Origin of the sequence: Vibrio aquimaris (assembly GCF_009363415.1) — a bacterium.
Lineage (GTDB): Bacteria > Pseudomonadota > Gammaproteobacteria > Enterobacterales > Vibrionaceae > Vibrio > Vibrio aquimaris.
The window spans coordinates 1,500,145-1,525,070 of sequence record NZ_CP045350.1 but is presented as its reverse complement, the minus strand read 5'-3'; the positions used below and the strand labels follow the sequence as shown (position 1 = coordinate 1,525,070).

Sequence of the window (24,926 nt, the reverse complement as noted above, 5' to 3'; positions counted from 1 at the left end):
TCTAACATCATCAACGAGAAGCAACATCGCTATCATGGATGAAAGAGCAAACACAATTAGCCGCTCTTGGCTAATAACTCAAGTAAAAAAACACAAGTCGCGGCTAGTTGTCGCAAATTTTATTGCGATAGGTGCCACTTTGTTGAGTGTACCAATTCCCCTACTCATGCCGCTCATGGTCGATGAGGTGTTGTTAAATCAACCAGCCAAGGGAATAGAGGTAATGAACCTTGTATTGCCTAGTTCACTTCAGACGCCTTCCGGATACATATTTTTGACTCTTGGACTTGTAATAATCATGCGGACCATGAGTCAAGCACTAAATATTCTACAAAGCCGACAATTTACGCTTGTATCAAAGAGCATTACATACAAGATGCGCAGCAAAATGCTCGACAAACTTGGTCGTATAAGTATGAAACAATACGAAACAAGGGGTAGTGGAGGAATAAATGCTCATTTAGTCACCGATGTAGAAACCATTGATAAATTCATTGGTGCGACCCTAAGTAAATTTCTAATAGGCGTGCTCACTGTAATGGGTACTGCTGGGGTGCTTCTTTGGTTAGAGTGGCGTCTTGGGCTCTTCATTCTTTTGGTTAACCCTATTGTTATCTACTTCTCCCGCAAGTTGGGTAACAAAGTTAAGCACCTGAAGAAAAAAGAAAACCAATCCTTTGAGCACTTTCAAAATAGATTGGTGGAGACTTTAGATGGTATCTATCAGTTACGTGCCGCCAATAAAGAACAAGATTTTCTTACCGAACTAAAAAAAGATGCGAATCAGATTCGGTTGGATGCGGATAAATACACATGGCAATCGGAGGCTGCCGGGCGTCTCTCCTTTCTTCTATTCCTTCTTGGTTTTGAGCTATTTCGCGCTATCGCCATGCTAATGGTTTTGTTTAGCGATTTAACTATTGGCCAGATTTTTGCGGTATTTGGCTATCTTTGGTTTATGCTAGGTCCTGTTCAAGAGCTGCTTGGTATTCAGTTCTCATGGTATAGTGCAAAAGCAGCGATGCAAAGAATTAACTCTCTACTGTCATTGGATGAAGAACTACGCCCGACCAGTACAATCAATCCATTTAAACCTAACTCTCAAGTAGAAGTCAGTATCGAAAATGTTAACTTCTCATATAATGAGGAGTCTAGAGTCCTAAACCATCTTAACCTTCATATTCCAGCAGGAAAGAAAGTAGCGCTCGTTGGGACCAGTGGAGGTGGAAAGTCAACACTAATTCAACTACTTCTTGGGGTTTATCATCAAGATTCCGGCATCATCAAATACAATGGTAAAACCACTGAGGAGATAGGGTTTGATACCATTCGAAAAAACATTGCCGTTGTCTTACAACAACCTATATTGTTTAATGACACTTTAAGGCATAATCTTACCCTAGGCTCAGATTTTGAAGATGCGGCGTTATGGAATGCATTAGAAATCGCGCAGCTCGATAACGTTACGAGTGAATTAAAAGAGGGGTTGGATACACCAATTGGGCGCAATGGTATTCGTTTATCTGGTGGCCAGAAACAGAGATTAGCGATTGCACGTATGCTGTTGTCTAATCCGAAATTTGTTATCTTGGATGAAGCAACATCTGCACTTGATACTTCTACAGAATCGTCCCTTCATCAAGCGCTAACTGCATTTTTGGATGGCCGTACAACCTTAATTGTTGCACATCGCCTATCAGCGGTGAAGCAAGCTGATTTGATCTATGTTCTAGAAGATGGGCAAGTTACACAAGCAGGAACACATGTTGAGTTGGTTACGCAAGAAGGTCTATATCAAACTTTATATGGAAATGTTCAATCACACGCCTAAATCAAGCCTCTATACTTATGTAAGGATAAGACAGTGTGCTCTCAACTTATAGATGGTAACAATGAACCGACTGAGAGTGCATCACATATCCGTTTGTGCCATGGTTGCGAGCTTCCTATCAACCTTATCCTTTTGGAGAGAGGAAAAAGTGCATACTGCCCCCGATGTGGTACACATTTATATCGAGGAGGCTCCCCTTCTCTCTCCGGTAATCTAGCGTTGGCCATCGCGTGCCTTTTGCTTTATTTTCCGTCACATTTTTTTCCTTTCATAAGCATCCGGTTGTTCGGTGTTATGATACCAGCTACCTTGCCATCAGGGATTTATACGTTGTTTGATGAAGGGTTTATTTTCCTTTCTTTACTCATATTTTTCTGCAGTTCTATTGCTCCATTTTTGCTATGTGTTTCTGTTGTTACCGCTCATATAGGATTGAAAAGCAAACAGTTTAAGGTTTTAAAATACTCTTTATACACTATTAGGCATTTCAAGACTTGGGTGATGATCGACGTGTTTCTTGTAAGTATCGCGATCTCTTGCTTTAAACTCCAAGACCATTCGGATATCTATCTTGGCACCGGTTTATATGGCTTTATCATGTTACAATGTATGACACTGTTACTCGTCACACGAGTCGGTATCCATAGTTACTGGGAGAAATATAAACCGGAACGAGACTATCATTTTAAAAAGCGAGAACTTCACTGTCTCCATTGTCACCTTTCACAACCTTACAGCGACGTTTGCGCTCGCTGCAAAAAGCCTATTTTTCGTCGTAAACCGTATTCCATCAAAACAACTTGGGCATACATAGTTGCGGCAAGTATTGCAATTTTCCCCGCAAATTTGATACCTATATCCATTCTAATAACCAATGGACGACGTATCGAAGATACTATCTTTTCAGGGGTTGCATCACTAGTAAAAAGTGGTATGTGGGGAATTGCTTTGATCATTTTCGTTGCTAGCATAGCAGTTCCAGTAATAAAAATTTTGGGGCTCAGCTATCTACTCATTTCAATTCAGCTCAAACGAAATTTGCTCCGGCGCCAAAGAATGGTTATTTATTTCATTATCAAATGGATAGGAAGGTGGTCAATGATGGATCTATTTGTGATTTGCATTATGATGGCAGTCATTGATCGTGGCCAAATTCTCGATTTTAGCCCAGGCTTTGGCGCGGTTGCATTTGGCTTCGTCGTTTTACTAACTATGTTTGCCACAGAAAGCCTCGATCCCCGACTTATTTGGGATGAAGGTTCGATGAAGTCCGAAACCGACCGAAGAGAAGAAATATCAAATGGCTAATTCAACTCAAAATTCGCCTTCGTACTCACCTGATATCAAACGCAACAAAGGTATGTCACCTTTGTGGTTACTCCCAATCCTAGCGTTGATCTTGTCCGGTTGGTTAGTATTAAAGGCGATAAATGACGCAGGGGAACGTATCCAGATACATTTCTCGGATGCACAAGGCTTGATTGCAGGTCGAACTACAATACGTTATCACGGACTCGAAGTAGGTATAGTTCGTGACATCAAACTATCAGACGACCTGAGCAACATTTACGTGGAGGCTGATATCTATCCCGAGGCAACGAAGCTTCTCTCTCGGGATACCTTGTTTTGGATGGTCAAACCAACCGCAAGCTTATCTGGTATCTCTGGCCTAGATGCGCTGGTCTCTGGTAATTATATTGCTATTCAACCTGGCGATGAATCGTCTGAGCCGGAAACAAAGTTCAACGCTTTAGAACGTCCCCCTGCTGATATTCGTGCACCCAGTGGCCTCAATATTACCCTGCGGGCTGATGACCTAGGGGGAATATCTATTGGATCGCAAATTGTTTACAGGAAGATCCCTATCGGCGAAGTATACAGCTATCAATTAGATGGTAATGAAAAAAATGTTCTTATCCATGCGTCAATTCAAGATGAGTACAGAAGTATTATTACCGATGAAAGCCGCTTTTGGAATGTCAGTGGTTTAGGTGCAACCCTCGGTGTTCATGGGGTTGACCTCAAACTAGATAGCTTGAGTTCCTTGATTGGAGGCTCGATAGCTGTTGACTCTCCTGATGGAGGAGAGCCCGTTTCAGACAACAGTCGATTTAGACTTTATCCCGATCTGAAGACTGCTGGTCGAGGAATACCAATAAAAATAACACTACCAGATGATAACAGGATAAACCCTGCTGGTGCACCTATTATGTATCGCGGTATCGCCATCGGGCAAATCACTGACTTACAATTCAGTAACGGAAGAAAGGATATTGTTGCGCTTGCCGCCATTGAGCCTGTGTTTTCCGATATGTTAACTACTGGTAGTCACTTTATTTTGGAAGAAGCGAAAGTGTCGCTCTCTGGCATAGAGAATGTGACCAACTTGTTAAAGGGCAACTATCTAACATTAATTGCAGGAAAAGGCGATAAATCTCGTTACTTTACCGCTCTAAAAAAAGACGAATTTCATCAGAAACAATCCAATTCAACCTTTATTACACTGATAGCAGAAAATTCTTTTGGGCTGGAAGTTGGGGACAATGTTCTTTTCAAAGGTATATCGGTCGGTGAGGTTACGAAAGTCTCTTTAGTCAAAAACAAAGTCCACATCGCTCTTCATATCGGCAGCGACTATGCGTCACTTATAAAGTCAGAGAATCGATTCTATGTTACTGGTAGTGCTACTGTGGAACTTACTGAGTCCGGGCTGAACGTCTCAGTCCCTCCCGCAAAACAACTGCTAACTGGCTCGATCAGTTTTACAAGTGAAGGCACTCGCTCTTCGAAGAAACAGTACACGCTTTACCCTAGCCAGTCACTTGCTGAGCTGGCTCAATATAATGTTTCTGGCTCTGAGACTATCACATTATTTGCGGAGCAATTACCGCCTGTAAACAAAGGAAGCCCCCTACTCTATAAAAATCTCAAAGTCGGTCGTATCTCTGAATTCAATCTTGTGAAAAATGGTGTAGAAGTAAAAGTAAGTATAGAAAAACAATACAAACATTTATTAACTGAAAATGCTGTGTTTTGGAACTATTCTGGCGTTGAAGTCGATGCAGGTCTCCATGGTATCAACGTCAAGGCTGCTCCGTTAAAATCGCTTATACAGGGCAGCATCGCATTTGATTCCATTGCGGGGGTAGAGAATAAAACTGGGGACAAATGGTTACTCTACGAAAGTTTTAAAACTGCCAGAACATATGGCCGAACTATCACCCTAGTAGCTAAGGGTGAAAATCACATATCTAAGGGAACCAGTGTTAAATACAATGGTATAAAAGTGGGTGAAGCCGTATCTGTCACACCAGATTTTAAGCACGAAACGATGACAATTAAGCTCCGTTTACTGCCAGAATACGCTGATATTCTCGCTAAACAGGACAGCTATTTTTGGATTGCACAGCCGACTTTAGGGTTAAGCGGCGTTAAGAACTTACAAAATTTCTGGGCACCAGCAATCAATGTGAAGCCAGGAAGCGGAAAAGCCACATTCAAGTTTAATCTACATAAGCAACCTTCAGATAGTGACGGAATAGCATTTACGCTTCAGAGTGAAACACTAGGCGCAATCACTATTGGTACCCCTATTCTTTTTCGGGATATGGAAGTGGGAAGGGTGATTCAGGTAGGTCTCGGTGAATTCGCTGATCGGGTAGTATCTACTATTTCAATATCCCCTCAATATGCTTATCTGATCAGAAAAAATAGTGTTTTTTGGAACACTTCTGGTGTTGATGTATCTATTGGCCTAGGTGGAGCCAATATAAAAGCAGGTACAATCGACAGTATTATTAAAGGTGGCATAACCTTCTCTACACCGGACAATATCCCTCTTCAGCCGGTAGCAGAGAGTGGCCAATCTTTCTTTTTAAACTCAACTCCCGAAGAGTCATGGAAAACGTGGCGAATGCCCATACCAAAGCCATAGAATCAAAAACGCAGTGTTAAAAGCTGCGTTTTTTTGGTTTAATTCGTTATCATTTTACTATTTTGTGCATGAGATATCACTTTGCATCAAAACACTTATTTACCTGAAGAATTCTTACGCGAAATGCAGGCTATTATGCCTAGCGGATATGATATTTCCGACTTCGTAGCCGCTTGCAGGCGTCCACTTCGTAAAAGCATACGTGTTAATACGCTAAAAATTTCTGTCGATGCGTTCTCTCAACGTGCATCTGATAAAGGCTGGCACTTATCACCCATACCATGGTGTGATGAAGGCTTTTGGATTGACGCTGATGAATCTATTGCACCGCTGGGTAATACTGCTGAACATATGTGCGGTCTATTTTATATTCAAGAAGCCAGCTCAATGATGCCTGTATCAGCTCTGTTCAATAATTTAGAAGATGAATTTCGTACTATTCTAGATATGGCTGCAGCTCCTGGCTCTAAAACCACACAGATTGCAGCAAAGATGAACAATGAAGGCGTGCTTGTCGCAAACGAGTTTTCATCCAGCCGTGTTAAAGTTCTGCATGCCAATATTGAGCGATGTGGTGTACGTAATTCTGCTCTTAGCAACTATGATGGTCGTGTGTTTGGAGGGTGGCTGCCAGAAAGCTTCGACGCCGTTCTTATTGATGCTCCATGCTCTGGCGAAGGGACGGTACGTAAAGACCCTGACGCGTTGAAAAACTGGAGCAAAGAGGCTGTATTAACCATATCTCAGACCCAAAAAGATTTAATCGAAAGCGCCTTTCATGCATTAAAACCAGGTGGAGTAATGGTTTACTCGACTTGTACACTCAGTGTCGAAGAAAACCAACATGTTTGTCTTCACTTGAAGAATACATTTCCCGATTTAGTCTCTTTTGAATCCCTATCCTCGTTATTTTCGGGTGCAGACAAAGCGATTACCGAACATGGATTCTTACATGTATTCCCCGAAACCTATGATTGCGAGGGGTTCTTTGTAGCCAAAATCAAAAAGCTTGGAAGAACAACGCCCCCTAGTGTAAAAAAACGCCTAGGAAAATTTCCATTTGAAAAAGCATCTAACAAGATAAAACAAGAAGTTGCCCATAAACTATATCAAAGTTTGAGTATTGAACTTCCTTCCCAATCGGATATATGGCTCAGAGATAAAGATGTCTGGTTATTCCCGAGTGCTCTGGAAGAATTTATTGGCGAATTTAGGTTTTCAAGAATGGGAATTAAGATAGCTGAGTCTCACAAAAACGGCTATCGATGGCATCATCAAGTAGCAACCACCCTAGCATCAGGGGCAGAACCTAACTGTATTGAATTGACGATTCCTGAAGCCAGAGACTGGTTCATGGGAAGAGATGTTAGACCGGAAAATCAATCAGGCAAAGGAGAGGTCATTATCAAACTTGGCGATGACGTAATAGGTCTTGGAAAGTGGGTCGGAAATCGATTGAAGAATGGATTGCCCAGAGAGCTTGTACGCGATAAAAACTTATTTTAAATTGTTCTTACCCACTAGGTTGTATCTAAAACCTAGTGGGTGTCTCTGTAAAACGCTAGGTTAAGAAATCAGGCGTATTCCTTGCTCTTCAATGGCAATTTTTCCTTGTTTATACAACCCACCGATGGTTTTCTTAAACGTCCCTTTACTTGTTCGAAACGTCGAGAAGATACTTTCGGGCGAAGACTTGTCGTTTAAAGGCAAAAACCCCCCTTTCTTTTCGAGTACATCAAGGATCTTTTCACTCAAGTCATCCATTTTAGCAACCCCTACTTTCTGTAAAGTAAGGTCAATTTTCCCATCTTCTCGAACATCTTTGATGTATCCTTTTAATCGCTTCCCAATGAACAACTTACCAAAAACATCAGATTTGAAAATCATGCCCCAATGTTGACCTTCAACAATAGCTTTAAAACCCAGATCACTTCGCTCAGCGATGATCAAATCAACTTGTTGATTGCATTGATAGTTGGCTGGTGTTTTATCTAACCACTTATTGAATTTAGTGGTTCCAACAATACGACCTGAAGCCTTATCGGTATAGACATACACTAGAATGTTCTGCCCTGCTGAAAATCGAGTTCGCTGCTCACTAAATGGAATGAGTAAATCTTTGTCTTTAATCCCCCAATCAGCAAATGCTCCGATACTACTGACACCTTCTATTTTCATCAGCCCAAACTCTCCTACTTGGGCTATTGGTGATTCAGTGGTAGCTACAAGTTGATTGTCCGAGTCAAAGTACAAAAAAACATCTATGAATTGACCAATTTCAGCACCTGATGGAGCAAATTTGTTTGGCAGTAAGCTCGTACCGTAATCACCTGCATCAAGAAATAGTCCGAAATCTGTTTTTTTGACGATTTCCAAGTGATTTATCTGTCCAACTTTAATCATTTCAATGGTCTCTTACTAAATTTGAGGTCATTATAGCGAAACTCTGTTATGCTTTCGCGAGATAAAGAGAATTTTTTCAGGAGTATATTCTTTGATCACCGTTGATAAGCAGGACGGCATCACTCTCAAAATTTCCCATTCAATGGCTTCATCAAAAAAGTCAGACCTTGACCTCTATTTTTTCGTTCCAGGAGAACTAGGTTTAACACCTAATGTGCTAAAGGAAAATGAAATTTATTATGAATCCATTATACAGAAACGTGCTTATTTCAGTGACAAAACACTCTTACCTTTAGTGCATAGCCGACTTGCAAAACGAGGCAGACTTTCTTCAACTCAATATCGTGTCAGTATTAGTTTGTTCGCTTACCAATATGTTATAGCTCTAGATAATGCCGTTAATGAGCTCAACAAACACAATAGTGAGGCCGTTACTACAGAAGAAGTCGATGAAGTGATAGAACTTGCTCTAGATATTTTAAAAAAACTTAGGCGCAGTATTCCGTATGAAGAAAGTCAAAAGCGTTACTATGCGAATATAGATAACTATTTATCATGGTACACTGGCCAACGTTTTATGTCTTTGATTGCACATATGCCACGAGAAGCCGACTATAAAACAATCAAAGAAAGATTACTCGCCATTGTAGAAAAGGAAGCAGCACATCGAAAACTCAACAATTATAATTCGAAAAATGTATGTGACGACGTAACAAGGCTAAGCAATAAAATGCGTCTGCTCCGCCGTTTGATTGAACACCCAGTCGTTTTAAAAGCAAAAACCCAGTCACTAGGTAAAAACATGAAACGTGTTGTTAAGGGATCTGCAACCGGTTTTGTCATGGTGTTCGTGACTATTACAGCAATCTTAGCCAGAGACTACTGGGGGGAAATTACCGTCTCTTTCATTATTTGGATGTCTTTTGTGTATGCGCTTCGTGAAATATTTAAAGATGACCTGCGAGACGTATTATGGCGGTGGATCAGAAAAGGACGCCCGAAATGGAGAAAGTACTATCTCGACCCCACCACAAACAAAGCCGTTGGGCAGAAATTAGAATGGTTAGACTATAGAAGTTTGCAAAAGCTTCCTGACCGGATACAGACCATACGTAAGAAGCGAGTGGTGCAAAGAGAAGAACAGGTGCTTCATTATCGAAGTGAAACTGAAATGTCTACGTCCAAGTTTATGAGTGGTTACGAAGAAACACGTGAGTCCATGATGCTCAGCATGCGTCCTTTGATGCGACTTATGGATAAAGGCTCAAACAAAGTTTACACCCTCAATAACAATCAGGTGAGTAAAGAGGCGGTTGAAAAACGGCATTTGATTAATCTAATTGCGAAAGAAGATAATCATAACGACGAACCGACTTATTACCGATGGAAAATCGTCCTAAACAGAAACAAAATTGTTGCAATTGAGCAAGTGGATCTCGACACATCTACCCTGCCACTTTCTTCAACGACAGAGTAAGAAGAAATTCCGCCATAGGCTCATCACCATGCAGCTTGGGGCAAATGGCGGTTATTTTAACCTGTTGATTGACTCGTTGACCTGTTGCAATTGTCTCATCTAACATTGCGTCAATTAACTCTCCATCATGACATAAAAAGTGGACATCACTCTCTGGCCTTTTAAGAAACTGTCCGTCTACGGCTTTGAATGCCAATGAAACTTTATGCCCTCTTGACTGCGCTTTACTCATAGCCATAAAACCGCCAGCGATATCGGCTCCGACGGCTAAGACGCCAAAATACATACTGTTGAGATGATTTTTCGTTTTTCTCTTAAGCGGTATTTTTATTTCTACGCTTTTTTCATTGAGCTGCAAAATTTTTGGGCCACACAGCCATATGAGCGGAACTTTGAAAAACCCAAACATTTTTAAATAGATATTGGCTTTATCGAGAGAAGAAATCATACAACTGGTCCGATGTCATTTGGCATGACACTTAGTTGATAACGAATCCGAACCAATGTCAACAAAATGTTAATATTATATATCGTAATGATGAACAGAGCACAGCAGGCCTTGTGCAGAGCAGCACAACTTCAAGAATATTATGCTAAAGGTTTATTAGTCATGTTGTTTCCGTTATCTTTAACCCTTCGCGATAAAAATAACAGGCGAGTTTATGCCAATTAAAACCGATGAGTTAAGAACCCAACCATTAGGCCCAATGCCAACACCAGCAGAGCTTGGGAGCGCACATCCAATTACTGGAGATGTAGCAGAACGCGTTGCTAAATCTCGCCAGCAAATCGAACAGATTTTGACAGGTGAAGACAAGCGACTATTGGTCGTTGTGGGGCCTTGTTCAGTACACGACACAGATGCAGCTCTTGACTATGCCAAGCGTTTAGCAGAGGTTAAAGAAGAGTACCAAGACGAGTTGTTTATCGTTATGCGTACTTACTTTGAAAAGCCACGTACTGTTGTAGGATGGAAGGGCCTTATTACAGATCCAAACTTGGATGGCTCTTATGCTTTAGAGACTGGACTTAACAAAGCACGTAAGCTTCTACTTGACATCAATAAGCTTGGGTTAGCAACTGCGACTGAGTTCCTTGATATGATTACAGGCCAGTATATAGCCGATTTAATCTCTTGGGGAGCTATTGGTGCGCGGACCACAGAGTCTCAGATACACAGAGAAATGGCCTCGGCGTTATCTTGCCCTGTAGGGTTTAAGAATGGGACTAATGGCAACGTAAAAATATCTATCGATGCTATCCGAGCATCTCAAGCTTCTCATTACTTTTACTCGCCGGATAAAAACGGGCGTATGACAGTATACCGTACTAGTGGAAATCCATATGGGCATGTGATTCTGAGAGGTGGTGATGACGGTCCTAACTATGATACCAATTCTGTAAACTCAGCATGCCAACAATTAGCAAGCTTCAATCTTCCACCTCGTCTTGTCGTTGACTTCAGCCATGCCAACTGTTTAAAGCAACATAAGAGACAATTAGACGTCGCAAAAGATATTTGTGATCAGATTCTATCTGGTAAAGACCAAATTGCTGGTATCATGGCCGAAAGCTTTATTGTTGAAGGCAACCAATCCATGAAAGACATAGATAACTTGGTATACGGCCAGTCGATTACCGATCCATGTCTAAGCTGGGAAGACACAGTCAAGATGCTGGATTTGCTGGCGAATGCCGTTAAATCACGTGGGTAAACATAGAGGAATAAGTAATGCCATCTTTTGATATCGTATCTGAAATCGATACTGTTGAGCTTAGAAATGCAGTCGATAATGCCTCTCGCGAATTATCTACGCGTTTTGATTTTCGAGGTGTCGATGCCTCGTTTGAAATGCAAAAAGATGAATCGGTAAGGCTAAATGCCGAAGGTGATTTTCAACTTAAACAGATGCGGGATATTTTACGTTCTCACCTTACTAAAAGAGGTGTTGATGTTAATGCTATGGAAGCCAAGGATGAAGAAGCGTCAGGCAAAAAGTGGCATCAAATTGTTATTTTCAAACAAGGAATCGAAGCTCCCATGGCCAAAAAAGTCGTTAAAGCGATTAAAGATGCCAAACTTAAAGTACAAGCGTCTATTCAAGGTGAGAAAGTACGTGTTACAGGAAAGAAAAGAGACGACCTTCAAGCTACGATAGCAATGATTCGAGACGCGGATCTCGGCCAACCTCTTCAGTACGAAAACTTCAGAGACTGAATACAACCAATTGAGAACACTCCAAGTGCCTAGCGAAGTGCTTGGAGTGTTAGCCTTCATACGCTACCCGGTCGAATATGTAAATCCCCATTAATAAGAAGTTTATATTCAGTTGCTTCAGAAGGAACAAATACAACAACACGCATATTCTGTTTTCGTCCAATAACTAGCCTCTCGGATAGATCAACTTCGCTCTCATACATATGTCTCTCAGCATCTCTTCGACTCAGCTCTAGGAACTCATCAGGACACTGAGGGCTATACAGAACTTGTTCCGATTGCTGCATCAAGCGCAATGCTTTTATCGGCAACAACTCGACATCATTGCCAAACTCTACCCATGTAATAGACCCTTGAGATTGAATTTCACTGTCTAACAGCTTTGAATATTCAGCTTCTAACTGGCAACGTTCCGTTGCATTTTGAACATTGATACAGGCAAAAAACATTTCCCAGAATTTACGTCGGAGGTCAACTGAAGGCAGACGCTGTTTAATATCCCCTCTTTTCGACATGCCAAAGTCTGCTAACAAAGAGAGGTTGAATGCCAAACTTGATTCTAGCTGCTCTCTAATATTGCGAATAAGAACAGGCGATGCTCCTCCGCTTGATATTGCGATTTGAATTCTGCCACGAGTAATCATTGAAGGTGTAATAAAGTCACAATAAGGCTGATCATCGACGACGTTAACCAAAATCCCCAACGCTTTGGCATCATCATAAACTCGGTGATTAAGTTCAAGGTTATCCGTTGTGGCCCACACTTGAAGGTATTTTTTATCAAGTATTTTTTTAGAGTACAAATTTTGAATCCAGTGGCATTCATTACGCTCAACTAAACGTTGGAGATATAGGTCAATTTGTGGAGAAACAATGGATACATTTGCACCTGCACGAATTAGGCTGTCAACCTTGCGACAAGCTACTTCACCTCCCCCAACGACCAAAATTGGTCTGTCTCTAAGATTCATGAACAGTGGAAAATATTGCATTTCTATCCTTAGGCAAACTTACAAGCTATTACACAAGATATTATCAAAAATGTGATACATAAATACAGAGATTACTTGTCATTGCAATAGATAGTGCTGGATACCATCGAAAATGCAACGTTATCAATTACCAGTACCTCGTATGGTAAAATTTATTACTGTTAAAATCGTATATTGACAACATTGTTTACCTTTGGACTATTAATGTGAAGTTTCACACTACACCAATTTGATTAATATTTAATCATTAAGTTAGGTCTGAGATACGTAACTTCACAGAATAACCTCTTTTAAATGATATATTTGAGAATTTACCAATCCTTACCTATTCTTATAAATGGTTGATTTATATACAAGTCGTTTTTTAGATGATTTGATAATAACCATTGATATACAACACATTTTCATTCGTTGTGATAAGTGGTACCTAATTTAACATGGATCATACAGGAAGGATTCAAATGGCAAACAAACTCACATTTATTGCTTCATTAGTAGCGGCTTCGACTGCTCTGATGTCTACGGGCGTCTCTGCTGCAGATACTACCCTAGCCAAAGTGACGAAACAGGGTTTCCTAACTTGTGGTGTCAGTACAGGTTTACCTGGGTTTTCTAACCCTAACTCAAAAGGCGAATGGGAAGGTATTGACGTAGAGTATTGTCAAGCTTTAGCCGCCGCCGTTCTTGGCGACAAGAAAAAGGTCAAATATGTCCCTTTAACCGCGAAGGAACGCTTTACTGCCCTTCAGTCGGGTGAGATTGATGTTTTATCACGCAACACCACGTGGACATTACACCGAGATACCGCGCTTGGCCTCAATTTTGTTGGCGTCAATTACTACGATGGTCAGGGTTTTATGGTGAAAAAAGATCTGGGTATCAAAAGTGCGAAAGAGCTAAATGGCGCCTCAGTGTGTGTTCAATCTGGTACAACAACAGAGCTTAATCTAGCAGACTATTTTAGAAATAGCGGAATGTCGTACAAGCCCGTTGTTTTTGATACCGCTGCACAAACTTCTAAGGGTTTTGATGCTGGTCGTTGTGATGCATTAACGACCGACCAATCAGGGCTTTATGCGCTGCGTCTAAACCTTCAAGATCCAGCTTCTGCGATGGTTTTACCCGAAATTATTTCGAAAGAACCACTAGGTCCAGTAGTGCGCCAAGGCGATGACCAGTGGTTCAACATTGGTAAATGGACTTTGGCAGCAATGGTTAATGCTGAGGAGTATGGTATTACATCCAAGAATGCAGAAGAAATGTTAAAGTCAAAAGACCCTAACGTAAAAAGAATCTTGGGTATTGAAGGGCCAAAAGGGAAAGGTCTCGGTATACGTGATGACTGGGGTTACCAGATAGTTAAACAAGTTGGGAATTATGGTGAAAGCTTCGAGCGCACTGTAGGTAGCGGCTCCCCATTGCAAATCTCTCGTGGTGTCAATGCGCTGTGGAATGCCGGTGGATTCATGTACGCACCGCCAATTCGCTAGCAGGCAACCAAAATGGGCGGTACTGCCGCCCTTTTTATAACCAAGGGATTGAGGCCATAGCTAAATGAAACATACTAATGCCAATGAGCCTAGCGCACAAAGCCAGAATTCGAAAACTAGCCTTTTTTATAACCCCACATTTCGATCAGTCGTTTTTCAGATCATCGCAATCATTGCGTTGTTTTTTTTCTTTTACACAATCGTTAATAATGCTCTTACCAATCTTGAAGCCCGTGGTATCGCGACAGGGTTTGGCTTCCTAAATCAGGAAGCTGGATTTGGGATTGGCTTGTCACTGATTGAGTACAACGAAACTTTCTCATATGGCCGTACTTTCGTTGTCGGGCTTTTGAATACCGCCCTAGTCTCTATACTCGGAATCATTTTAGCCACAGTGATTGGCTTTATTATGGGCATTGCCCGTTTATCTTCTAATTGGTTAGTGAGCCGTTTGGCCGCCGTCTATATAGAAATTTTTCGCAATGTACCACTACTGTTACAAATATTCTTTTGGTATTTCGCAGTACTTCAAGCACTGCCTTCCGCTAGACAAAGTCTCAGCCTTGGAGAAGCAATATTTTTAAATGTACGCGGCCTATATTTTCCAGCCCCAGTGTTCGAACAAGGTGCATCTATTGTCGGAATCTGCTTTGCTTTTGGGATAGCTAGCTGCTGTTTAATCAATATTTGGGCAAATAACAAACAGAAATTAACTGGGCAACAGACCCCGATGGGTCGTATCGTGTTTGGGTTAGTTTTTGTATTTCCTATCGCTGTGTACTTTCTTATGGGCTCCCCTATTTCAGCAGATTATCCGAAGCTACAAGGGTTCAATTTTCAAGGGGGCATAAGTATTATCCCTGAATTAGCCGCGCTTCTTCTAGCTTTAAGTATTTACACCGCCTCGTTTATCGCTGAAATAGTTCGTTCAGGAATTAATGCCGTCAGTCATGGTCAGACAGAGGCCGCCATGTCTCTTGGCCTTCCCCGTTCCAGAACGCTTAAACTCGTCATCGTGCCTCAAGCTCTGAGAATCATCATACCGCCATTAACCAGCCAATACCTTAACCTTACCAAAAACTCATCATTGGCGATGGCGATTGGCTACCCCGATCTAGTGTCAGTATTCGCAGGGACAACCCTCAATCAGACAGGACAAGCGATAGAAATCATTGCAATGACTATGGCAGTCTATTTATCGCTCAGCTTACTGACATCCGCGCTGATGAATATTTATAACCGTAAAGTTGCTTTGGTGGAGAGATGATATGAAGATACATCAGTTTCAGCCCGATTTACCACCTCCTGCCAATACTGTGGGACCAATAGGTTGGATGCGGAAAAATCTATTCAATGGTCCGGTGAATTCTATAGTTACTTTGATTCTCGCTTACATCGCGATCTCCCTCATTTGGAACATTTTCAATTGGGCAATTTTGCAAGCCGATTGGATAGGTTCGACCCGAGATGACTGCTCTCGAGAAGGTGCTTGCTGGGTGTTTATCAGCGTGCGTTGGGAGCAATTTATGTATGGCTTCTATCCTCAAGAGGAGTTATGGCGTCCGCGTTTATTTTACGCAACACTAGCCATCTTTACTGTTCTGCTCGCTTATGAAAAAACGCCTAAACGGCTATGGATATGGTTGTTTTTTGTTAACATTTATCCCTTTATCATTGCCGCCCTACTGTACGGCGGCGTATTTGGACTTGAGGTCGTTGATACTCATAAATGGGGTGGGCTTTTAGTCACACTTATCATTGCGTTGGTGGGGATTGTAGTATCATTACCCATTGGAGTCGCTCTCGCTCTTGGTCGTCGGTCAGAGATGCCTATCATTCGAAGTATTTGTACTGTTTACATTGAAATTTGGCGTGGTGTTCCTCTTATTACAGTGCTCTTCATGGCGTCTGTCATGTTGCCACTATTTCTTGCTCAGGGCTCAGAAACAGACAAACTCATACGTGCTCTGATAGGGGTAGTCATGTTTAGTGCGGCGTATATGGCAGAGGTAGTCAGAGGGGGGTTACAGGCCATACCGAAAGGCCAATACGAAGCGGCTGACGCCCTCGGACTCAGTTATTGGAAAAAAATGGGCTTGATTGTATTACCTCAAGCATTGAAAATCACTATCCCCTCGATTGTGAACACTTTTATTGGCCTCTTCAAAGACACCAGTTTAGTTCTCATTATTGGAATGTTTGATGTATTGGGTATAGGACAAGCAGCCAATACTGATCCACAATGGTTGGGGTTTGCGACTGAAAGTTATGTTTTTGTCGCATTGGTTTTCTGGATATTTTGTTTTGGCATGTCTCGATACTCCATTTGGCTGGAAAACAAACTCCATACTGGCCACAAACGATAATTTAATGCTCAAGGATATGTTATGACACAGCAGGATTTGATGATTGAGATTAAGGACATGAACAAGTGGTACGGAGAGTTTCACGTACTCAAGAACATTAATCTTAGTGTTAAAAAAGGCGAAAAAATCGTGATATGTGGTCCCTCAGGGTCAGGAAAATCTACAATGATTCGGTGTATCAATCGACTTGAAGAACATCAGAAAGGCCAAATTATTGTGTCAGGAAACGAACTCACCGAAGACCTGAAAAATATTGAAGCCGTACGCAGAGAAGTCGGTATGTGTTTTCAACACTTCAATCTATTCCCTCACCTCACTGTACTCGAAAACTGTACTTTAGCACCTATCTGGGTCAAAAAAATGCCAAAAGATGAGGCTAAACAAGTCGCTATGAAGTACCTCGAGCGAGTAAAAATTCCAGATCAAGCAGAGAAATACCCTGGTCAGCTCTCCGGTGGACAGCAACAACGCGTGGCGATTGCGCGATCATTATGTATGAGCCCACAAGTTATGCTATTCGACGAACCCACTTCGGCACTCGATCCAGAAATGGTTCGCGAGGTGCTTGACGTTATGGTTGAATTAGCAGAAGAAGGTATGACTATGCTATGTGTCACTCATGAAATGGGGTTTGCTAAAGAAGTTGCTGATCGCGTTATCTTCATGGATGCTGGTGAGATCATTGAAGAAAATAACCCAGTTGATTTCTTTGAGAACCCTCAATCTGATCGTACTCAAAACTTTTTGGCTCAAATTCTAAGTCATTAGTGTTGTTTGAAAAATTAGAGCATAGGTTGGTGTGGCTCTCATATAAATCAATCTGTTATATTGTGTTACATCTTTCTTGATACATTTTTGTGTAATTCATATAGAATTTGTTGTAATGAATATACAGTTAAGGCTTGATCTTTTCATAGCTTAACCCCATAAATGTAGCTATAAACATAACCCTTACGAGGACAATTATGAACAGCCCTATGTTTACACGTTCTACAAGTGCAACTAACACACTTGAGATCAATAAAACCCTGAAGAACACTTATTTTCTTCTTTCCATGACTTTGGTCACTAGTGCTATTGCAGCGCTTGCTACAATGGCAATGGGCCTTTCTCCTATGATGGCTCTTGTTATGCAAGTAGCAGCTATTGGTATTCTTTTCTTCGCTCTACCAAGAAGCATCAACTCATCTATGGGTATCGTATGGACATTCGTGTTTACAACATTGATGGGAGGCGCTCTTGGCCCAATGCTCAACCACTATGCGTCTATTCCTAATGGACCATCGATCATTGCCCAAGCACTCGGCCTGACGGGGATGGTATTCCTTGGGTTGTCTGCTTATACAATCAGCAGTAAGAAAGATTTTTCTTTCATGCGCAATTTTCTTATCGCAGGACTGATTATTGTCATCGTAGCAGCAATCATTAATATCTTCGTTGGCTCTACTCTAGGTCAGCTCGCTATCAGCAGTATGTCAGCGCTTGTTTTCTCTGGTTTTATTTTGTACGACACAAGCCGTATTGTTCGTGGTGAAGAGACTAACTATGTAAGCGCAACAATTTCTATGTATCTTAACATCTTGAATTTGTTCACTAGCTTACTAACGATTCTTGGCATTATGAATGATGACTAATTACTAGACACATTATGCTTTGTTACGGCCCAGAGGTTGAATCTTCTGGGCTTTTTCTTTTTACATGTTGCGAAACGCCGCTGAGCTGAGCTACCCTATCGACTCTACAACACCGAGAATTGAATAACATGTTTGAGTACAAAGGCAAAACCGTTCACACCGACAACGAAGGATACCTTCTTAACCACAATGATTGGGAAGAAGGCATGATTGCGTTGCTTGCAAAGCAGGAAGGCATCGAACTAACTGAAGCGCATTTAGAAGTGGTTCACTTTGTCCGTGCTTTTTACGAAGAGTTTAATACTTCACCTGCGATAAGGATGCTGGTTAAAGCAATACAAAAAGCTCATGGGCCAGAGAAAGGTAATAGTAAGTATTTATTCAAGCTCTTTAAACAAGGCCCAGCCAAACAAGCAACAAAATTGGCAGGCTTACCCAAACCCGCAAAGTGCCTATAAAATATCAAAGTCTGTCATTAGCTGATAAGGTATAGATTCCGACTCAACGGATTCTACCGACGAAGTTTTAGGCCCGTTTTGTAACCATTGTTCCATCTCAACCATTTTCTGGCTATGTCCACAAATCACCACTTCAACCTGTCCATTGGTAAGGTTTTTCGCATAGCCTGTTAAGCCAAATTTCATAGCTTGCTGAGATGTGTGATAGCGAAACCCGACGCCCTGTACACAACCACCTATGAGAAACCTTTTGCACTCAAAATCCATAATGATATACCTATACAATGTACTGTTATAGTTAATCGACCTCGTAACTTTCTAGCAAAAGTATAAAAGGCTTTATTCAAATAAGCATATTCCAATCCTAACTGGTGGTTTTGTTTGATTTTCTTATAGACTTCCACCACAATACCCGACCTTTAATATTCAAGTGAGCAACATCATGACCCCAGCTATTTATCTAGAAAAAGGCCGAGAAAAGTCGCTAAAGCGCAGACATCCTTGGGTTTTCTCTCGAGGTATAAAAAAAATAGAGGGTAAACCTTCGTTAGGTGAAACAGCGGATGTTTTTGCTCATGATGGAACTTGGCTGGCAAAAGCTGCCTACTCTCCACACTCGCAAATTCGTGCAAGAATTTGGAGCTTTGAGAACCAAGAGATAGATTTAGATTTTTTTGTGCAGCGGATCCAGCAAGCACAAGTACTTCGTCAGGATATTATTGAGCGAGACGGTCTTACAGGCTATCGCTTAATTGCCGCTGAATCTGATGGGTTGCCGGGTATTACTGTCGATAAGTACCAAGATTACTTGGTATGTCAGCTATTGAGTGCCGGTGCCGAATACCAAAAAGACACTCTGACCCGAGCTCTATTAAAGGTGTTCCCTGACCACTACATATATGAACGCTCAGATGTTGCGGTGAGAAAGAAAGAGGGGCTAAGTGAACGAATTGGTGTGTTACATGGTGAAGAGCCGCCAGAGTCCGTTGTTATTGAAGAAAATGGCATTAAGATAAGTGTAAATATTAAGGCTGGCCATAAAACAGGATTCTACCTCGACCAGCGCGATAGCCGCCAACAGGCCATCAAATATTGTAAAGATAAGGAAGTGCTCAACTGCTTTTCTTACACAGGTGGCTTTGGTTTATATGCATTGAAAGGTGAGGCAAAACGCGTTATCAACGCTGATGTATCTCAACCCGCACTGGATATGGCAAAACACAATGCCGAAATTAACCAGTTTGATATTTCGAAAAAGCGTGCCGTTTTTCTCAACGCGGACGTATTTAAGTTGCTGCGTGAATATAGAGATCAGGGAACAAAATTCGATGTCGTGATCATGGACCCGCCAAAATTTGCCGAGAGCAAAGCACAACTCAATGGGGCATGTCGGGGCTATAAAGATATTAATATGCTAGCTATGCAAATCTTAAGAACGGGTGGAACACTGCTAACTTATTCTTGTTCTGGGTTAATGGACCAAGTGCTTTTTCAAAAGATCATTGCCGATGCCGCCGTTGACGCTGGTCGTCAGGTCAAGTTTGTTGAACGTTTTGAGCAAGCGGCCGACCACCCAACAGACACAGCCTATCCAGAAGGGTTTTATCTAAAAGGCTTTGCCTGCAAGGTCATCTAGACAGAAAATCTGGTTTTTTATTTAGCTTTAACGATAACAGTGCTACCCTAATCCATAATTACCATGAAGAGAAAAACGTGATGAGCAACTTAACTTCTGACATTCAAGCGAACCTAGAGCTTTTTGTAGCGGACACCAAACAGACCAATTTAGTTTGGGGGCTTCGTAACGAAGAAGGATGGCTATCATGCGACTCCACTGAATTTGAGAATAGCGAAGTTATGCCATTCTGGTCGGCAAAAGAAGATGCGCAAGCGCACAATGTCGAAGAGTGGGCCGATTTTGAGGTATTAGAAATCCCACTCGATATTTTCGTCGAAGATTGGTTACTCACTTTGTCAGAAGATGGTGTTTTAGTTGGTACCAACTGGAATGCACAATTGGAAGGTAAAGAAGTAGAACCTGCTGAATTAGCGAAAATGTATCTGGGTTAATAAGCCATTTGAAAATGCCCTCTCGGACTTTATGAGGGCATTTTTGTATTGTTTTTAGGCAGGCTGCTGCTTTTTAACCAAAGAAGCCATCATAGCCTCTCGGTTATTGAGGTAATCTTCTAACCCTGCTTTTCTGAGCCCACACGCAGGGCAGTCTCCACAACCGTCACCAATGACACCATTATAACAAGTTAACGTTTTCTCTTTCACCAAATCGAGAGCCTGACATTGATCTGCAAGCGCCCAAGTTTCAGCTTTATTTAGCCACATCAAAGGAGTAGAAATTTTTAACTGGTATTCCATACCTTGTGCAAGAGCCGTATTCATGGCTTTAACAAAACTGTCACGACAATCGGGATAGCCAGAAAAATCTGTTTCACATACCCCTGTAATGATAGTGCTTGCGCCAATTTGGTATGCGTAAATACCCGCAAGTGTTAAAAATAAAATATTACGACCGGGAACGAAGGAGTTTGGTAAACCATTGTCTTGCAGCTCATGAGAGACTGGAATGTCATCTCGAGTTAGCGAGCTAATCGCTAATTCATTAAGCAGACCGACATCCATAACTTTGTGAGCCGTAACCCCCAACTCTTTAGCTAAACTTTGGGCGACTTCAATCTCTAATCTATGCCTTTGTCCGTAATCGAAAGTAATAGCATGAACTTCATCAAACTCATTAAGTGCCTGAACTAGGCAAGTCGTAGAATCTTGCCCTCCACTGAATACGACTACAGCTTTTTTCATTATTCTTATGTCCTTTAAGCAATGTTCAAATATTTGTGGGATTGAATTGAAAGTCGCCAGTTACGCTCGATACAGGTATTAATACAAAGTTGAGTTGCTCGAGGTTTCTGGCTAATGGGTTGCAGTGCGATCACTGTGGTCTCTGGCACGCTGGCTCGCACTATTAGCTCATCTAAGTGTTCAATATCTTTGGTTGTCCCTACCGGATGTTTGATCTCATTGGCTCGTAACAATGCACTATCCAGCACAGGAAGCTTTCCTTTCATCGCTACTTTTGGTGACACTGTCACCCAGGTCTTCTCGCTGGTTAATACCTCGGATGTACCACTGGTCTCCACTTGGCAACTACATCCAATATTTTCAAAGGCTTCAGTGAGTGGTTGTAAGTCATAAATGCATGGCTCTCCGCCTGTAATCACGATATGCTTAGCTTGGTAACCCAATTGATGATATTGATCGATAATGTCAGAACTGGCAGCACTGCACCATGTAGACGAGTCCTTTGTTTTAGTCAGAATTTCATTTAAAGGGCGCTCGTCTTTAGGGGTTGCGTCCCAGGTATGCTTAGTATCACACCAAGAGCAACCAACAGCGCATTCCTGTAGGCGAATGAATACAGACGGTACCCCCGTAAATACACCTTCACCTTGTATGGTTTCAAACATTTCGTTAATTTTGTACAACTTTATCTCAGCCTAAATCATCATCTGTGCAATGCCGGACCGAGACCTTAAATGACTGCAACACGAAGGTCAACTAAATCAGAATGAGAAAAAACCACAATCTTTTTGTGTTGTGTTTGTCTCGTATCGCCAACAAATTGATTGGCCAAGAAAAAGCAACCCTAACTGATTGGTTTTCGTAACCAGTGAATATGATTTTGGAACGCTAAACCCTTGTATAAATCGAGTGCGACATGGTTAAAGTCCCATACCTCGACAAACACTTGTTTGACGCCATACTCGTCAAAACGATGTTCTAGGTCGTGATATAGCTGTGTCGCAATACCAAACTTTCGCATTTCAGGCATGACATAGAGTTCATCTACACTTCCCATCTGAACCGGCTTACTCACACTTGAAATGAGCTCACAAAAATGTCCTGTAATAAAGCCAAGGATGTAATCGCCATCGCAAGCCACCAAGACTAAACAATCTGGCGAGTTGATATAACGAGTAATGCTTTTTTCCTGCTCTATCTCTTGAGCGGTTTTGAAATGTTCAGGGCACTGGTGATGATGCTCATCATGTAGCCTGAACATTAATTCATCGAGCTGCTCTACATCCTGAGTTTGTGCAACTCGAATCGTGATGTTTTTCATAGCCCACCTTATATAAAGTAATCACAGAGCTTAGTGCACCAAGTAGCTCAATATACTAAAGGCTACTTGGTGGTTATACAATGCGTTAATCTAGCGCTCTAGTATTTTCTCTATTTCCACTAAACTGTTTGGATCGTCAATTGTAGAAGGAACGGTATACTTTTCCCCATCGGCTATCTGTCTAATGGTTTTTCGCAAAATTTTACCCGACCGAGTCTTTGGTAAGCGCTCAACCACCAAAGCTTGCTTGAAACAGGCAACCGCGCCAATTTTGTCTCGTACAACATCAACAATTTCGTCTTCCAGTTGATTATTATCCACCTTAACCCCATCCTTGAGCACAACAAGACCCAGAGGCAACTGTCCTTTTAATTCATCGCTTATCCCCACTACGGCACATTCTGCAATAGCTGGATGTCCAGCAACCACTTCCTCCATCTCCCCTGTTGATAACCTGTGCCCTGCGACATTAATTACGTCATCAACCCGGCCCATGATGTACAAATATCCGTCACTGTCGAAATAGCCACCATCGCCACATATATAGTAACCGGGGAATACATTTAGATAGCCAGATTCGAACCTTTCATGATTGCGCCATATCGTGGGCAGACAACTTGGGGGTAAAGGACGTTTAATAGCAATAAAACCCTGCTGATTAGGCCCTAAAACCTCCCCTTGTTCATTAAGTATTTCTATGTTGTAGCCGGGTACTGGTTTGGTTGATGAGCCAGCCTTAACTGGCATGGGTTCCAGTCCGATAGGGTTTGCGACCATAGGCCAGCCCGTCTCGGTTTGCCACCAATTATCAATAATGGGTTTACCTGCTTTTTCCTGTGCCCAAGCTAAAGTTGGAGGATCAAGCCTCTCACCAGCCATGAAAATTGTATGTAACTTGGATAGGTCATATTTTTCAATATGGACACCATCAAAGTCTTCTTTCTTTATCGCACGAAAGGCGGTGGGAGCAGCAAACAAAACATTGACTTTATGTTCTGCGCAGACACGCCAGAATGCACCAGCATCCGGTGTTTTTATTGGTTTCCCCTCATATAGGACAGTTTTACAGCCATGGATCAAAGGTGCATAAACAATATATGAATGGCCTAATACCCAACCAACATCGGAGACGGCCCAATAAACGCCATCTTCAGCAACATTATAAATCGCGCTCATAGAGTACTTGAGCGCAACAGCATGACCACCATTGTCCCTTACAACACCTTTTGGTTTACCTGTCGTTCCGGATGTATAGAGAATATATAAGGGGTCAGTAGCCAAAACGGGAACACATGAGTGAGGTTGGGCTTTCTCAACTTCTTGCTGCCAATCTAAATCATAAGGGTGAGCTAACTCTGCTTGACACTCAGGGCGCTGGAACACAAATACTTTTTCAGGCTTCCAATGACTTTGTTCAATCGCTTTATCGACAAGAGGCTTATATGGAATCACTGTCGTGAATTCAATCCCACAAGAAGCCGTCATAATGGTTTTGGGCTGCGCATCATCAATTCGAACCGCAAGTTCATGGGGAGCAAAGCCACCAAACACCACGGAGTGGATAGCACCTAGTCTTGCGCATGCCAGCATAGCCATCGCGGCCTCGGGGATCATGGGCATATAAATAATCACCCGATCGCCTTTTTCTACACCTTGATTAGCAAGCATGCCAGCAACTTTCGATACTTGGTCTCGTAGCTGATGATAAGTGTATTGGCTTTTATTTCCTGTAACCGGAGAGTCATAAATTAGAGCGACATTGTCACCCCGCCCCTGCTCACAGTGATAATCTAGCGCCAACCAACATGTATTGAGAACACCATCGGTAAACCAGCGTTCAATGCCATTATTATCAAACTCTAAAATCTTGGTCGGTTTTTTAAACCAATCAATATTGCCCGCTTGGCTCTGCCAAAACTTTTTAGGATCTTCCTTGGCCAATAAATATTCTTTCTGATAGGCAGACATAACGTATCCTCCCGTAT

23 protein-coding genes are annotated in these 24,926 nt (G+C 41.9%); 15 read left to right on the top strand and 8 right to left on the bottom strand.

Features of this window, described 5'->3' with window-relative positions; translation table 11 throughout:
- Positions 1-34: 34 nt before the first annotated feature.
- The 4 genes from FIV01_RS07070 (at position 35) to rsmF (ending at position 7,271) form a co-directional block, all read left to right on the top strand.
- The gene (locus FIV01_RS07070; protein ID WP_152430373.1) at positions 35-1,831 is read left to right on the top strand and encodes an ABC transporter ATP-binding protein; all 1,797 of its coding nucleotides are present in this window, start codon (positions 35-37) and stop codon (positions 1,829-1,831) included.
- A gap of 48 nt (positions 1,832-1,879) precedes the next feature.
- On the top strand, positions 1,880-3,139 hold the full coding sequence (locus FIV01_RS07065; protein WP_152431679.1) for a paraquat-inducible protein A: 1,260 nt from the start codon (positions 1,880-1,882) through the stop codon (positions 3,137-3,139).
- Positions 3,132-5,765: an MlaD family protein gene (locus FIV01_RS07060; protein WP_152430372.1), complete on the top strand. Its 2,634-nt coding sequence runs from the start codon at positions 3,132-3,134 to the stop codon at positions 5,763-5,765. The genes FIV01_RS07065 and FIV01_RS07060 overlap by 8 nt, the downstream gene beginning before the upstream one ends.
- An 81-nt stretch (positions 5,766-5,846) precedes the next feature.
- Positions 5,847-7,271 carry a 16S rRNA (cytosine(1407)-C(5))-methyltransferase RsmF gene (gene rsmF / locus FIV01_RS07055; protein WP_152430371.1) on the top strand — a complete coding sequence of 475 codons (1,425 nt, stop codon included), beginning with the start codon at positions 5,847-5,849 and terminating at the stop codon, positions 7,269-7,271.
- 60 nt (positions 7,272-7,331) lie between these two features.
- On the opposite strand, the gene FIV01_RS07050 is transcribed toward rsmF, so the two are convergent.
- Positions 7,332-8,168 (bottom strand): CvfB family protein, encoded by an 837-nt coding sequence (locus tag FIV01_RS07050; protein WP_152430370.1) that lies wholly within the window; start codon positions 8,166-8,168, stop codon positions 7,332-7,334.
- Positions 8,169-8,259: 91 nt separating this feature from the next.
- Here FIV01_RS07050 and FIV01_RS07045 point away from each other — a divergent pair, with 91 nt between their 5' ends.
- Positions 8,260-9,645: a hypothetical protein gene (locus FIV01_RS07045; protein ID WP_152430369.1), complete on the top strand. Its 1,386-nt coding sequence runs from the start codon at positions 8,260-8,262 to the stop codon at positions 9,643-9,645.
- Here the strand turns inward: FIV01_RS07045 and FIV01_RS07040 are convergent.
- Positions 9,614-10,093: a PaaI family thioesterase gene (locus FIV01_RS07040; RefSeq protein WP_152430368.1), complete on the bottom strand. Its 480-nt coding sequence runs from the start codon at positions 10,091-10,093 to the stop codon at positions 9,614-9,616. The genes FIV01_RS07045 and FIV01_RS07040 overlap by 32 nt on opposite strands.
- A gap of 214 nt (positions 10,094-10,307) precedes the next feature.
- Between FIV01_RS07040 and FIV01_RS07035 the strand changes: the two genes are divergently transcribed.
- Together FIV01_RS07035 and FIV01_RS07030 are read left to right on the top strand one after the other, a co-directional pair.
- Entirely contained in the window at positions 10,308-11,360 is a 1,053-nt protein-coding gene (locus tag FIV01_RS07035) for a 3-deoxy-7-phosphoheptulonate synthase (RefSeq protein ID WP_152430367.1), read from the top strand.
- Positions 11,361-11,377: 17 nt separating this feature from the next.
- On the top strand, positions 11,378-11,863 hold the full coding sequence (locus FIV01_RS07030; protein ID WP_152430366.1) for a YajQ family cyclic di-GMP-binding protein: 486 nt from the start codon (positions 11,378-11,380) through the stop codon (positions 11,861-11,863).
- A 56-nt stretch (positions 11,864-11,919) separates the two neighbouring features.
- Here the strand turns inward: FIV01_RS07030 and FIV01_RS07025 are convergent, their stop codons facing one another.
- Positions 11,920-12,855, bottom strand: a complete 936-nt coding sequence (locus FIV01_RS07025) for a precorrin-2 dehydrogenase/sirohydrochlorin ferrochelatase family protein (RefSeq protein WP_152430365.1) — start codon at positions 12,853-12,855, stop codon at positions 11,920-11,922.
- A 461-nt stretch (positions 12,856-13,316) separates the two neighbouring features.
- Between FIV01_RS07025 and FIV01_RS07020 the strand changes: the two genes are divergently transcribed.
- The 6 genes from FIV01_RS07020 (at position 13,317) to FIV01_RS06995 (ending at position 18,803) form a co-directional block, all read left to right on the top strand.
- On the top strand, positions 13,317-14,345 hold the full coding sequence (locus FIV01_RS07020; RefSeq protein ID WP_152430364.1) for an amino acid ABC transporter substrate-binding protein: 1,029 nt from the start codon (positions 13,317-13,319) through the stop codon (positions 14,343-14,345).
- Between the two features lie 64 nt (positions 14,346-14,409).
- Complete coding sequence (locus tag FIV01_RS07015) at positions 14,410-15,612, top strand: amino acid ABC transporter permease (protein WP_152430363.1); 1,203 nt, start codon at positions 14,410-14,412, stop codon at positions 15,610-15,612.
- Between the two features lies 1 nt (position 15,613).
- Positions 15,614-16,711, top strand: coding sequence for an amino acid ABC transporter permease (locus FIV01_RS07010; RefSeq protein ID WP_152430362.1), 1,098 nt, complete (start codon positions 15,614-15,616; stop codon positions 16,709-16,711).
- 21 nt (positions 16,712-16,732) lie between these two features.
- Positions 16,733-17,479, top strand: coding sequence for an amino acid ABC transporter ATP-binding protein (locus FIV01_RS07005; protein WP_152430361.1), 747 nt, complete (start codon positions 16,733-16,735; stop codon positions 17,477-17,479).
- A gap of 197 nt (positions 17,480-17,676) precedes the next feature.
- Positions 17,677-18,345: a Bax inhibitor-1/YccA family protein gene (locus FIV01_RS07000; protein WP_152430360.1), complete on the top strand. Its 669-nt coding sequence runs from the start codon at positions 17,677-17,679 to the stop codon at positions 18,343-18,345.
- Positions 18,346-18,473: 128 nt separating this feature from the next.
- Complete coding sequence (locus FIV01_RS06995; RefSeq protein WP_152430359.1) at positions 18,474-18,803, top strand: TusE/DsrC/DsvC family sulfur relay protein; 330 nt, start codon at positions 18,474-18,476, stop codon at positions 18,801-18,803.
- Here the strand turns inward: FIV01_RS06995 and yccX are convergent.
- Entirely contained in the window at positions 18,798-19,070 is a 273-nt protein-coding gene (yccX, locus tag FIV01_RS06990; RefSeq protein WP_152430358.1) for an acylphosphatase, read from the bottom strand. The two genes, FIV01_RS06995 and yccX, sit on opposite strands and share 6 nt — an antisense overlap.
- Before the next feature lie 175 nt (positions 19,071-19,245).
- Here yccX and FIV01_RS06985 point away from each other — a divergent pair, with 175 nt between their 5' ends.
- Both FIV01_RS06985 and FIV01_RS06980 read left to right on the top strand, forming a co-directional pair.
- Entirely contained in the window at positions 19,246-20,439 is a 1,194-nt protein-coding gene (locus tag FIV01_RS06985; protein WP_152430357.1) for a class I SAM-dependent methyltransferase, read from the top strand.
- Positions 20,440-20,519: 80 nt separating this feature from the next.
- Entirely contained in the window at positions 20,520-20,873 is a 354-nt protein-coding gene (locus FIV01_RS06980; protein WP_152430356.1) for a DUF2750 domain-containing protein, read from the top strand.
- Between the two features lie 54 nt (positions 20,874-20,927).
- Here the strand turns inward: FIV01_RS06980 and queC are convergent, their stop codons facing one another.
- From queC to FIV01_RS06960, 4 genes are all read right to left on the bottom strand, one after another.
- Positions 20,928-21,620: a 7-cyano-7-deazaguanine synthase QueC gene (queC, locus tag FIV01_RS06975; RefSeq protein WP_152430355.1), complete on the bottom strand. Its 693-nt coding sequence runs from the start codon at positions 21,618-21,620 to the stop codon at positions 20,928-20,930.
- A gap of 14 nt (positions 21,621-21,634) precedes the next feature.
- Positions 21,635-22,303, bottom strand: coding sequence for a 7-carboxy-7-deazaguanine synthase QueE (gene queE / locus FIV01_RS06970; RefSeq protein ID WP_152430354.1), 669 nt, complete (start codon positions 22,301-22,303; stop codon positions 21,635-21,637).
- Between the two features lie 161 nt (positions 22,304-22,464).
- The gene (locus tag FIV01_RS06965) at positions 22,465-22,941 is read right to left on the bottom strand and encodes a GNAT family N-acetyltransferase (RefSeq protein ID WP_114785763.1); all 477 of its coding nucleotides are present in this window, start codon (positions 22,939-22,941) and stop codon (positions 22,465-22,467) included.
- Between the two features lie 90 nt (positions 22,942-23,031).
- Positions 23,032-24,909, bottom strand: a complete 1,878-nt coding sequence (locus FIV01_RS06960) for a propionyl-CoA synthetase (RefSeq protein ID WP_152430353.1) — start codon at positions 24,907-24,909, stop codon at positions 23,032-23,034.
- Positions 24,910-24,926 lie beyond the last annotated feature (17 nt).

Bases quoted from the DNA above. Each gene is read 5' to 3' on its own strand.
- FIV01_RS07070 (WP_152430373.1), top strand. From the start codon at position 35: ATGGATGAAAGAGCAAACACAATTAGCCGCTCTTGGCTAATAACTCAA.
- FIV01_RS07060 (WP_152430372.1), top strand. From the start codon at position 3,132: ATGGCTAATTCAACTCAAAATTCGCCTTCGTACTCACCTGATATCAAA.
- FIV01_RS07050 (WP_152430370.1), bottom strand. From the start codon at position 8,168: ATGATTAAAGTTGGACAGATAAATCACTTGGAAATCGTCAAAAAAACA.
- FIV01_RS07040 (WP_152430368.1), bottom strand. From the start codon at position 10,093: ATGATTTCTTCTCTCGATAAAGCCAATATCTATTTAAAAATGTTTGGG.
- FIV01_RS07035 (WP_152430367.1), top strand. From the start codon at position 10,308: ATGCCAATTAAAACCGATGAGTTAAGAACCCAACCATTAGGCCCAATG.
- FIV01_RS07030 (WP_152430366.1), top strand. From the start codon at position 11,378: ATGCCATCTTTTGATATCGTATCTGAAATCGATACTGTTGAGCTTAGA.
- FIV01_RS07025 (WP_152430365.1), bottom strand. From the start codon at position 12,855: ATGCAATATTTTCCACTGTTCATGAATCTTAGAGACAGACCAATTTTG.
- FIV01_RS07020 (WP_152430364.1), top strand. From the start codon at position 13,317: ATGGCAAACAAACTCACATTTATTGCTTCATTAGTAGCGGCTTCGACT.
- FIV01_RS07015 (WP_152430363.1), top strand. From the start codon at position 14,410: ATGAAACATACTAATGCCAATGAGCCTAGCGCACAAAGCCAGAATTCG.
- FIV01_RS07010 (WP_152430362.1), top strand. From the start codon at position 15,614: ATGAAGATACATCAGTTTCAGCCCGATTTACCACCTCCTGCCAATACT.
- FIV01_RS07005 (WP_152430361.1), top strand. From the start codon at position 16,733: ATGACACAGCAGGATTTGATGATTGAGATTAAGGACATGAACAAGTGG.
- FIV01_RS07000 (WP_152430360.1), top strand. From the start codon at position 17,677: ATGAACAGCCCTATGTTTACACGTTCTACAAGTGCAACTAACACACTT.
- FIV01_RS06995 (WP_152430359.1), top strand. From the start codon at position 18,474: ATGTTTGAGTACAAAGGCAAAACCGTTCACACCGACAACGAAGGATAC.
- yccX (WP_152430358.1), bottom strand. From the start codon at position 19,070: ATGGATTTTGAGTGCAAAAGGTTTCTCATAGGTGGTTGTGTACAGGGC.
- FIV01_RS06985 (WP_152430357.1), top strand. From the start codon at position 19,246: ATGACCCCAGCTATTTATCTAGAAAAAGGCCGAGAAAAGTCGCTAAAG.
- FIV01_RS06980 (WP_152430356.1), top strand. From the start codon at position 20,520: ATGAGCAACTTAACTTCTGACATTCAAGCGAACCTAGAGCTTTTTGTA.
- queC (WP_152430355.1), bottom strand. From the start codon at position 21,620: ATGAAAAAAGCTGTAGTCGTATTCAGTGGAGGGCAAGATTCTACGACT.
- FIV01_RS06965 (WP_114785763.1), bottom strand. From the start codon at position 22,941: ATGAAAAACATCACGATTCGAGTTGCACAAACTCAGGATGTAGAGCAG.
- FIV01_RS06960 (WP_152430353.1), bottom strand. From the start codon at position 24,909: ATGTCTGCCTATCAGAAAGAATATTTATTGGCCAAGGAAGATCCTAAA.